General features: G+C 43.8%; 8 protein-coding genes, 1 tRNA gene and 2 rRNA genes. 1 reads left to right on the forward strand and 10 read right to left on the reverse strand.

Annotation, left to right across the window (positions count from 1 at the left end; translation table 11 throughout):
- Positions 1-49 precede the first annotated feature (49 nt).
- From tatC to NFU07_RS14205, 3 genes are all read right to left on the reverse strand, one after another.
- Complete coding sequence (gene tatC / locus NFU07_RS14195; RefSeq protein ID WP_235198200.1) at positions 50-817, reverse strand: twin-arginine translocase subunit TatC; 768 nt, start codon at positions 815-817, stop codon at positions 50-52.
- A 12-nt stretch (positions 818-829) separates the two neighbouring features.
- Positions 830-1024 (reverse strand): twin-arginine translocase TatA/TatE family subunit, encoded by a 195-nt coding sequence (gene tatA / locus NFU07_RS14200; protein ID WP_052653090.1) that lies wholly within the window; start codon positions 1022-1024, stop codon positions 830-832.
- A gap of 91 nt (positions 1025-1115) precedes the next feature.
- A complete protein-coding gene (locus NFU07_RS14205) occupies positions 1116-1748 on the reverse strand; it encodes a redox-sensing transcriptional repressor Rex (RefSeq protein ID WP_251479169.1) in 633 nt (210 codons plus the stop codon).
- A gap of 128 nt (positions 1749-1876) precedes the next feature.
- Here NFU07_RS14205 and NFU07_RS14210 point away from each other — a divergent pair, with 128 nt between their 5' ends.
- On the forward strand, positions 1877-3817 hold the full coding sequence (locus NFU07_RS14210; RefSeq protein ID WP_251479171.1) for an ABC-F family ATP-binding cassette domain-containing protein: 1941 nt from the start codon (positions 1877-1879) through the stop codon (positions 3815-3817).
- A gap of 356 nt (positions 3818-4173) precedes the next feature.
- On the opposite strand, the gene tsaD is transcribed toward NFU07_RS14210, so the two are convergent.
- The 7 genes from tsaD to NFU07_RS14245 all read right to left on the reverse strand — a co-directional run.
- Positions 4174-5193 (reverse strand): tRNA (adenosine(37)-N6)-threonylcarbamoyltransferase complex transferase subunit TsaD, encoded by a 1020-nt coding sequence (tsaD, locus tag NFU07_RS14215; protein ID WP_251479173.1) that lies wholly within the window; start codon positions 5191-5193, stop codon positions 4174-4176.
- Positions 5186-5641, reverse strand: a complete 456-nt coding sequence (gene rimI / locus NFU07_RS14220; RefSeq protein WP_235198196.1) for a ribosomal protein S18-alanine N-acetyltransferase — start codon at positions 5639-5641, stop codon at positions 5186-5188. The genes tsaD and rimI overlap by 8 nt, the downstream gene beginning before the upstream one ends.
- Complete coding sequence (gene tsaB / locus NFU07_RS14225) at positions 5638-6333, reverse strand: tRNA (adenosine(37)-N6)-threonylcarbamoyltransferase complex dimerization subunit type 1 TsaB (RefSeq protein ID WP_251479175.1); 696 nt, start codon at positions 6331-6333, stop codon at positions 5638-5640. The genes rimI and tsaB overlap by 4 nt, the downstream gene beginning before the upstream one ends.
- A complete protein-coding gene (gene tsaE, locus NFU07_RS14230; RefSeq protein ID WP_251479177.1) occupies positions 6330-6782 on the reverse strand; it encodes a tRNA (adenosine(37)-N6)-threonylcarbamoyltransferase complex ATPase subunit type 1 TsaE in 453 nt (150 codons plus the stop codon). Before tsaE ends, tsaB begins: the two co-directional genes overlap by 4 nt.
- Before the next feature lie 137 nt (positions 6783-6919).
- A tRNA-Asp gene (locus NFU07_RS14235) sits at positions 6920-6992 on the reverse strand.
- A gap of 12 nt (positions 6993-7004) precedes the next feature.
- A 5S ribosomal RNA gene (gene rrf, locus NFU07_RS14240) occupies positions 7005-7120 on the reverse strand.
- 80 nt (positions 7121-7200) lie between these two features.
- Positions 7201-7327 (reverse strand): 23S ribosomal RNA (locus NFU07_RS14245); the annotation flags it as partial.

A 7327-nucleotide genomic window follows, 5' to 3' on the forward strand; every position in this document is an offset into this window, starting at 1 on the left:
CTGGGCACCGGAGCTGGACATAATGAATAAACAAAAAAGCCTTCACGATTTATTCGTGAAGGCCTTGTTTTTGTTCTTCGATGATTAAATTCTGTTCCGCTTTCAAGAACTTGCGGTAGCCGATTTTGGCGATGATGATGCTGAATTCATACAGCAGCAACAGCGGAACCGTCACCATCATATGGGAAATGATATCCGGCGGCGTGATAAAAGCAGCCAGCGTAATCAACCCAAAATATGCGTATTTCCGGTATTTGCTCATCAACATCGGTGTGATGACTCCTAGACGGGTCAAGAACAGCATCAGCACCGGCAGCTGGAAGACGATGCCAAAAGGCAGCGTAATCTGGAACAGGAACTGGAAGTATTCATTGATCCCAATCGTATCTTGGATATCCAGGTTATCGGATATGTTGAGCATAAACCCGATGACATAAGGGAACAAGATGAAATAAGAAAAAGCAATTCCGCCTAAAAACAGCAGTACGGAAAATGGAATATAGCTTAATGTGACTTTCCGTTCTGTATCGTGCAAGCCCGGACTGATAAAGGCCCAGAACTGGTACATGATGATCGGTGAAATGATGACAAGCGCCAATACCATCATGACTTGCATATAGATCTTAATGGGATCGGTTATCTTAAAAGCATTCAGCGTTAAATTTTTTGCTTCTTCGGTGAACTGCAGATACTGGATCAGCGGTTCGGTCAAGAAAAAACTGCCAACGAGCGCTAACACAAAGAAAACGGCGATGATGGTCAGCCGTTTTCTCAGTTCGCCTATATGTTCAACTAAAGTCATGTCTTTTTGATTCATCAGACAAACATCCTATCGTATTTCCTTTTGCTCTTCTTTCTTCTTCACGTCTGCTGCATCGTCGTCATCTGTCAAACCTTTAGTTGCGTTTTTAAACTCACGCAATGAAGAACCGAAGGCTTTACCGAATTCCGGCAATTTTTTCGGGCCAAAAATGATTAATGCCACAATAGCGATTACTATCAAACTAACTGGACCTGGAGCCATATTAGACACCTCCTGTATTAATGGTTTCATTTTACATGATTCAACCCTCTTTGGCTATTTCGAAAGGTTGGGTAAATGTGAAGTTTTTAAGTCATTGTTGCTTGATCTGGTAAATCAGCGTCTGCAGTTCAACAGAGAGATCGATTGTCTGGACTCGGATATGGTTTGGCACGGCAATCCGTACCGGAGTGAAGTTCAAGATGCCTTTAATCTTCGTTTTTGCAAGCCTGTCTGTCACTTCCTGTGCGGAGCGGGAAGGGACGGTCAGAATCACCAATTCGATTCCATATTCCTCAATCTTTTCTTCAATCCGGTCTGGGTGGTACGTATCGATGTCGCTGATCTTCTCCCCTTCTACCGGGCTATTTGAGTCGAAAGCCAAAACGATTTTCGTATTATGGTTGCGTTGAAAGTTATATTTTAAAAATGCACTGCCAAGGTTGCCGACACCGACCAATGCAACGTTGGTCGCCTCATCCTGATCAAGCGTTTTGCGGAAAAAGATCAATAAATCCTGAACGTCATAGCCGTATCCTTTTTTCCCGAATGCCCCGAGTTGCGAAAAATCCCTGCGGATGGTGGCTGAATCGATTTTCATTGCTTCACTCAATTCCTGTGACGAAATGCGCTTCTGGCCAGCATTAGCAAAGTTTTGGAGAAACCGGTAATACAATGGCAGCCTTTTAGTTGTGGCTTGCGGAATTTTTGATGGTTCATGCAACATGCAAGGTTACCTCCTGAGGTCGTATCAAATCGATATTATCTTACATGAGGCGGGCTCATATGTAAAGCTGGCTTGATTGCGAAGCGCCCTTTCGTAGGCTACACTAAGAGAGAATAGAGGTGACCCACATGATAGTATTACAAGTTAACCAAGTCCATAAATCGTTCGGAGCAGATGAAATTCTTTCCGGCGTCAAACTGGAAGTTCAACACCGCGACCGTGTTGCATTAGTGGGCCGCAACGGCGCGGGCAAATCGACATTATTGAAAATCATATCCGGTGAGATGTCATACGACAGTGGAGACATCATCATGCCGAAAGATCTGACCATCGGCTACCTGGAGCAGCAGACGGACCTTGAAACCGATGCGACCATTTGGGAAGAAATGATGACGATTTTCACACATTTCCGTGAACAAGAAGCTAAACTCCGCAAGCTTGAATCTCAGATGGCCGATCCAGCCGTCTATGATGAACCGGCACGATACGAAAAAGTCATGCAAGAGTACGATACGCTGCAGCATGATTTTAAAGAGGCCGGCGGCTATCAGTACGAAGCTGACACACGGACCATCCTGCATGGCATGAAATTCTACTCGGAAGATTACCACAAGAAAATCATTTCGCTGTCTGGCGGCCAGAAAACCCGATTGATGCTGGCAAAGCTTCTTTTAAGCAAACCTCAATTGCTGATCCTCGATGAGCCTACCAACCACTTGGACATCGAAACCCTCAGCTGGCTTGAGAATTACTTAAAGAATTATCCAGGCGCATTATTGATTGTTTCCCATGACCGGTATTTTCTTGACCAGGTCGTGACGCTAGTCTATGAAGTGTCTCGTCACCGCGTGAAGAAGTATACAGGAAACTATAGCCGCTACTTGGATGAAAAGGCGAAGCAATACGAACACGATTTAAAGCAATTTGAAAAACAGCAAAGCGAGAAAGCAAAGCTCGAAGATTACGTCCAGCGCAATCTTGTGCGTGCTTCGACCACCAAAATGGCCCAAAGCCGGAGAAGGGTTTTGGAAAAGACCGATTGGATGGACGCTCCGGATGGAGATGAAAAATCAGCGCGCTTCGGTTTCAGCATTGAAAAGCAAAGCGGCAACGATGTCTTGAATGTCCGTTCGCTTGCAATCGGCTATGGAAATGAGCCAGTGTCCGAAAATATCTCATGGAAACTCTATCGCCAGGAAAGCTTGGCTTTAGTCGGTCCGAACGGTGTCGGGAAATCCACACTCTTAAAGACGATCATGAAAGAGCTTGAGCCGCTTGCCGGTGAAATCCATTACGGCACAGGCATCCAATTTGGCTACTATGACCAGGAACAAGCCAATCTAAAAGGCAATAAGCTCCTTTTGAATGAGCTGTGGGACGATTATCCGCATGTGAATGAAAAAGACATCCGAGGCATTCTCGGCCGTTTCCTTTTTTCTGGTGATGACGTGCTTAAACCGATCTCGACACTTTCCGGGGGCGAAAAAGCCCGTGTTGCTTTGGCAAAATTGATGATGCAAAAAGCCAATGTCCTGCTGTTGGATGAGCCCACCAACCATTTGGATCTCGACAGCAAGGAAGTATTGGAAAATGCCCTTCTTGACTATCCAGGTACGATTTTATTCGTTTCCCATGACCGGTATTTCATGAACCGGATTTCGACCAAAGTCATCGAACTGACCCGTGATGGAACGACTGAGTACTTAGGAAACTACGATTACTACCTAGAGAAAAAGCTCGAACTTGAAGAACTAAAAGCATTGGAAGAAGAGGAATCGAAGACAGCCACTCAAGCATCTGCGGTCCCGACTACTTCGCAGATAAACAAAGAAGCAAAAAAATTGGAGCGCCAATTGATGCGCCAGTCCGAAGAAACTGAATCGGAAATGGAACAATTGGACCTTCAAATCACGGAAATCGAGGAGCAGCTATGCCTTCCCGAAGTTTTCCAAGATCACGAACGAGTATTGCCGCTTCAAACCGAATTAGAAAAGCTCAAAGAAGCCCATGAAGAGAAAATGGCTTTGTGGCTGGAACTACAAGAAAAGATTGAAAACGTCCACTCTTGACCGTATACTTTTGTATACGGTTTTTCTATTCACTAGATATAGGTCAATACCTTTTAACGAAATATTTATTTCCACAAAGTTGTTCACAATCCAAAAGCGATAAAATCAACTATCAACAGGTTTATGCACATTATCCACAGGCAAATAAAATGTTATACACATAGTTTTCCCCTTTTAAGTACACAATATCTGGGTAATCCCCTATTTTTCAGATAGTTATGAACATGTTATACACATTTTGTGCATAAGTACAAATGTTCTCTATTGACAAAATTTATTTCTGTAATCTAAATAAAGTCAGAATTTAAAGGAAAAAGCTCAGCATTCCTGATGGATTATCAGGGATGCTGAGCTTTTTAGTTCCAGGATGTCATGGCCATTCCTGGCCGGCCGTTCATTGCCATAGTTCCGCGATGCCCTTTTTCAAACATCACGGTCCCTGCAGCGGCGATCATAGCTGCATTATCTGTGCATAGTTTCAAAGAAGGGATATAGAAAGGAATGCCTTTTTCTTTAAAGGTGCCAGTCAAAGAGGTTCTTAATCCTTTATTGGCCGCGACGCCTCCGGCCGCTATCACTTGTTTTACTTTATATTGTGTCGCAGCACGGAGTGTCTTCGCCGTGACCACTTCCACTACGCTGTTTTGGAATCCAGCAGCTACGTGCTCCGGCGGTACTGTTTCACCGCGTTGGGCCGCATTATGCATATAATTCAGGACAGAGGACTTCAATCCGCTAAAACTGAAATCATATGAGCCTTCCTCCAGCCAAACCCGCGGAAATTCAACAGCTCCATCACTTTCATGAGCCAACCGGTCAATATGTGGACCTCCAGGATAAGGGAGATTCAAGGTTCTTGCTACCTTATCATAAGCTTCCCCTGCTGCGTCGTCCCGTGTTTCACCGATTACTTCAAAATCTCCATGCTCTTTCATGTAGACCAATTCCGTATGGCCGCCTGAAATCACTAATGCCAGCAATGGAAACTCCATTTCCTGTTCAAGGCGGTTAGCATAGATATGCCCTGCAATATGATGAACACCGACTATAGGCAATTGGTGGGCAAAAGCAAATGCTTTCGCTGCATTTACTCCGACCAATAAAGCACCCACTAGTCCAGGCCCTTCCGTAACAGCGACTGCACTTAATTGTTTAGGCTCCATATTAGCTTGTGCCAGTGCTTCTTCAATAACAATCGTAATTTGTTCAACATGATGCCTAGAAGCGATTTCCGGCACTACGCCTCCAAAACGTTTATGGCTTTCTATTTGGGATGCCACTACATTGGAAATGATTTCTGTTCCGTTTTTCACAACGGAAGCGGCAGTTTCATCACAACTGGTTTCAATCCCCAATACATAAATATCTTCATTCATTAAAATTCACCCACATCACTATGGCATCTTCGAAATTATCGGTATAATACCGTTTTCGTATGCCACCATTTTTAAATCCTAACTTTCGGTACAAATTCAGAGCCGGTTCATTGCTGACACGTGCTTCTAATGTCATTAGGACTGCCCCTTGACCCTTAGCCGTATCCATTGCAGCTCTCATTAGACGCTCACCTAATTTCTTGCCTCTCTCATCTGGCAGAATGGCGATGTTGGTTACATGTGCTTCGTCTAAAACAAGCCACATTCCGCAATAGCCGACAACTCCTTGTTCGGTTTCAGCCACCACGTAATAAGCATTTTCATTAGTAGTCATTTCGTAGTAAAAAGAATCTTTCGTCCAAGGCAAAGTAAAAGATAATTTTTCAATTTCAAAGACTTGCTCTACATCTTCGATTGTCATTTTTCGAATAGTGACTTCTGAACTCATAGTTTCTTACCTTCTTGGCTTTTAAGATAATTGGCTTCTGCTTCCGTAATTCGCTGATACTCTGGAACTGCATGATGGATATCTTGCGACCCCTCTTCTTTTGCTAAGAAGATCAAATTAGAAGCGCGCGGAAGACGGTCTTGTGGCCCACTGAAAAAGGCCGCTTCCCCCAAAGCCTCACGAATGGCTTCTTCATGAATAGCAACATCTATTCCCGTAAACAATACAGATTGTTTCTGTTCTTTTACTCTTACTAAAAATTCGTTTAAATCACTATGCTGATCTTCAATCACCGTTGATAAATCAGAGCCGGCATAAAGACCTGTAAAAACAGTCCCTCTCCGTGCATCCATGATGGGACAGACTAGCCCGTCAAAGTATCGGCCATTTGCAGCCAATACTTTCAAACTGGATACTGTATGAAGCGGAATCTTCAACGACCATGCTAAAGTCTTAGCAATCGTCAACCCAATACGGACTCCAGTGTAAGAACCAGGTCCGCTAGCCGCAGCGATATGCGTCAAATCAGCAGGAGAAATTTTTGCTTTTTTCATCATTTCTTCAACGGCAGGCATTGCCGTTAAAGAATGATTAATTTTTAAATTAGTTGTTTCTTCTATTAAAACATTTTCGTCCTTCATTAAAGCAACAGTTAATGGAGAATTTGAAGTATCGATTCCTAGATAAATCATGTATTTAGCTCCTTGCACAGTAATTCATACCGTGTTCCAATTGGTTTCATTTCAATCTTGCGTCCTTCATCTGATAGACGGGTAAGGGTTATTTCCAGACGCTCCGCTGGAAGATACTCTTCGATGAACTGAGCCCATTCGATGACCGACACCGCTTCACTTTCAAACAATTCATCAAAACCGATGTCTTCGTCACTGTCTTCTAAACGATAAACATCGAAGTGATTTAAATCCAGGCTGCCCTCATATTGTTTTAATATCGTGAAGGTAGGACTGTTGACCATCCGTTTGATGCCCAGTCCCCTAGCAATGCCTTTAGTAAATGTAGTTTTCCCCGCACCTAAGTCGCCTTCAAGCGTCAAAACATCTTGAGGTTTTAAATGCTTAGCTAGTTTTTCAGCGAAAGCTTCCGTTTCATTGGATGATCCCACTTCTAATGTATAAATCATTCTTTCCGTCACCTCGATTAAGTCTTACCATAGTTTAGCGAAGATGGTGCAGTAAATCAAAATATAATCTTCCTGCAAATGATTTCTGACATAAAAAAATAAGCACAGCGAGATCGCTGTGCTTACTTGAAAGAATACGGTCCCGACCGGGATCGAACCGGCGATCTCCTGCGTGACAGGCAGGCATGTTAACCGCTACACCACGGGACCAAAAAAAAATCAGCCCAGCGACGTCCTACTCTCACAGGGGGAGACCCCCAACTACCATCGGCGCAAAAGAGCTTAACTTCCGTGTTCGGGATGGGAACGGGTGTGGCCTCTTTGCCATCATCACTGGACTATTTTTTTCAGAGTGACTTGTTCACTCAAAACTGGATATTCGACATTGAATACATGAAACGCGCTTTCAAAAAGCAATTTGGTTAAGTCCTCGATCGATTAGTATTCGTCAGCTGCACGTGTCGCCACGCTTCCACCTCGAACCTATCTACCTCATCGTCTTTGAGGGATCTTACTTGCTTGCGCAATGGGAAATCTCATCTTGA

The organism is Planococcus sp. NCCP-2050 (genome assembly GCF_023708025.1).
In the GTDB taxonomy this organism is placed as follows: Bacteria; Bacillota; Bacilli; order Bacillales_A; family Planococcaceae; genus Planococcus.

What these genes read in the sequence shown, in the direction of transcription:
- tatC (WP_235198200.1), bottom strand. Translation starts at nt 817, where the DNA reads ATGAATCAAAAAGACATGACTTTAGTTGAACATATAGGCGAACTGAGA.
- tatA (WP_052653090.1), bottom strand. Translation starts at nt 1,024, where the DNA reads ATGGCTCCAGGTCCAGTTAGTTTGATAGTAATCGCTATTGTGGCATTA.
- NFU07_RS14205 (WP_251479169.1), bottom strand. Translation starts at nt 1,748, where the DNA reads ATGTTGCATGAACCATCAAAAATTCCGCAAGCCACAACTAAAAGGCTG.
- NFU07_RS14210 (WP_251479171.1), top strand. Translation starts at nt 1,877, where the DNA reads ATGATAGTATTACAAGTTAACCAAGTCCATAAATCGTTCGGAGCAGAT.
- tsaD (WP_251479173.1), bottom strand. Translation starts at nt 5,193, where the DNA reads ATGAATGAAGATATTTATGTATTGGGGATTGAAACCAGTTGTGATGAA.
- rimI (WP_235198196.1), bottom strand. Translation starts at nt 5,641, where the DNA reads ATGAGTTCAGAAGTCACTATTCGAAAAATGACAATCGAAGATGTAGAG.
- tsaB (WP_251479175.1), bottom strand. Translation starts at nt 6,333, where the DNA reads ATGATTTATCTAGGAATCGATACTTCAAATTCTCCATTAACTGTTGCT.
- tsaE (WP_251479177.1), bottom strand. Translation starts at nt 6,782, where the DNA reads ATGATTTATACATTAGAAGTGGGATCATCCAATGAAACGGAAGCTTTC.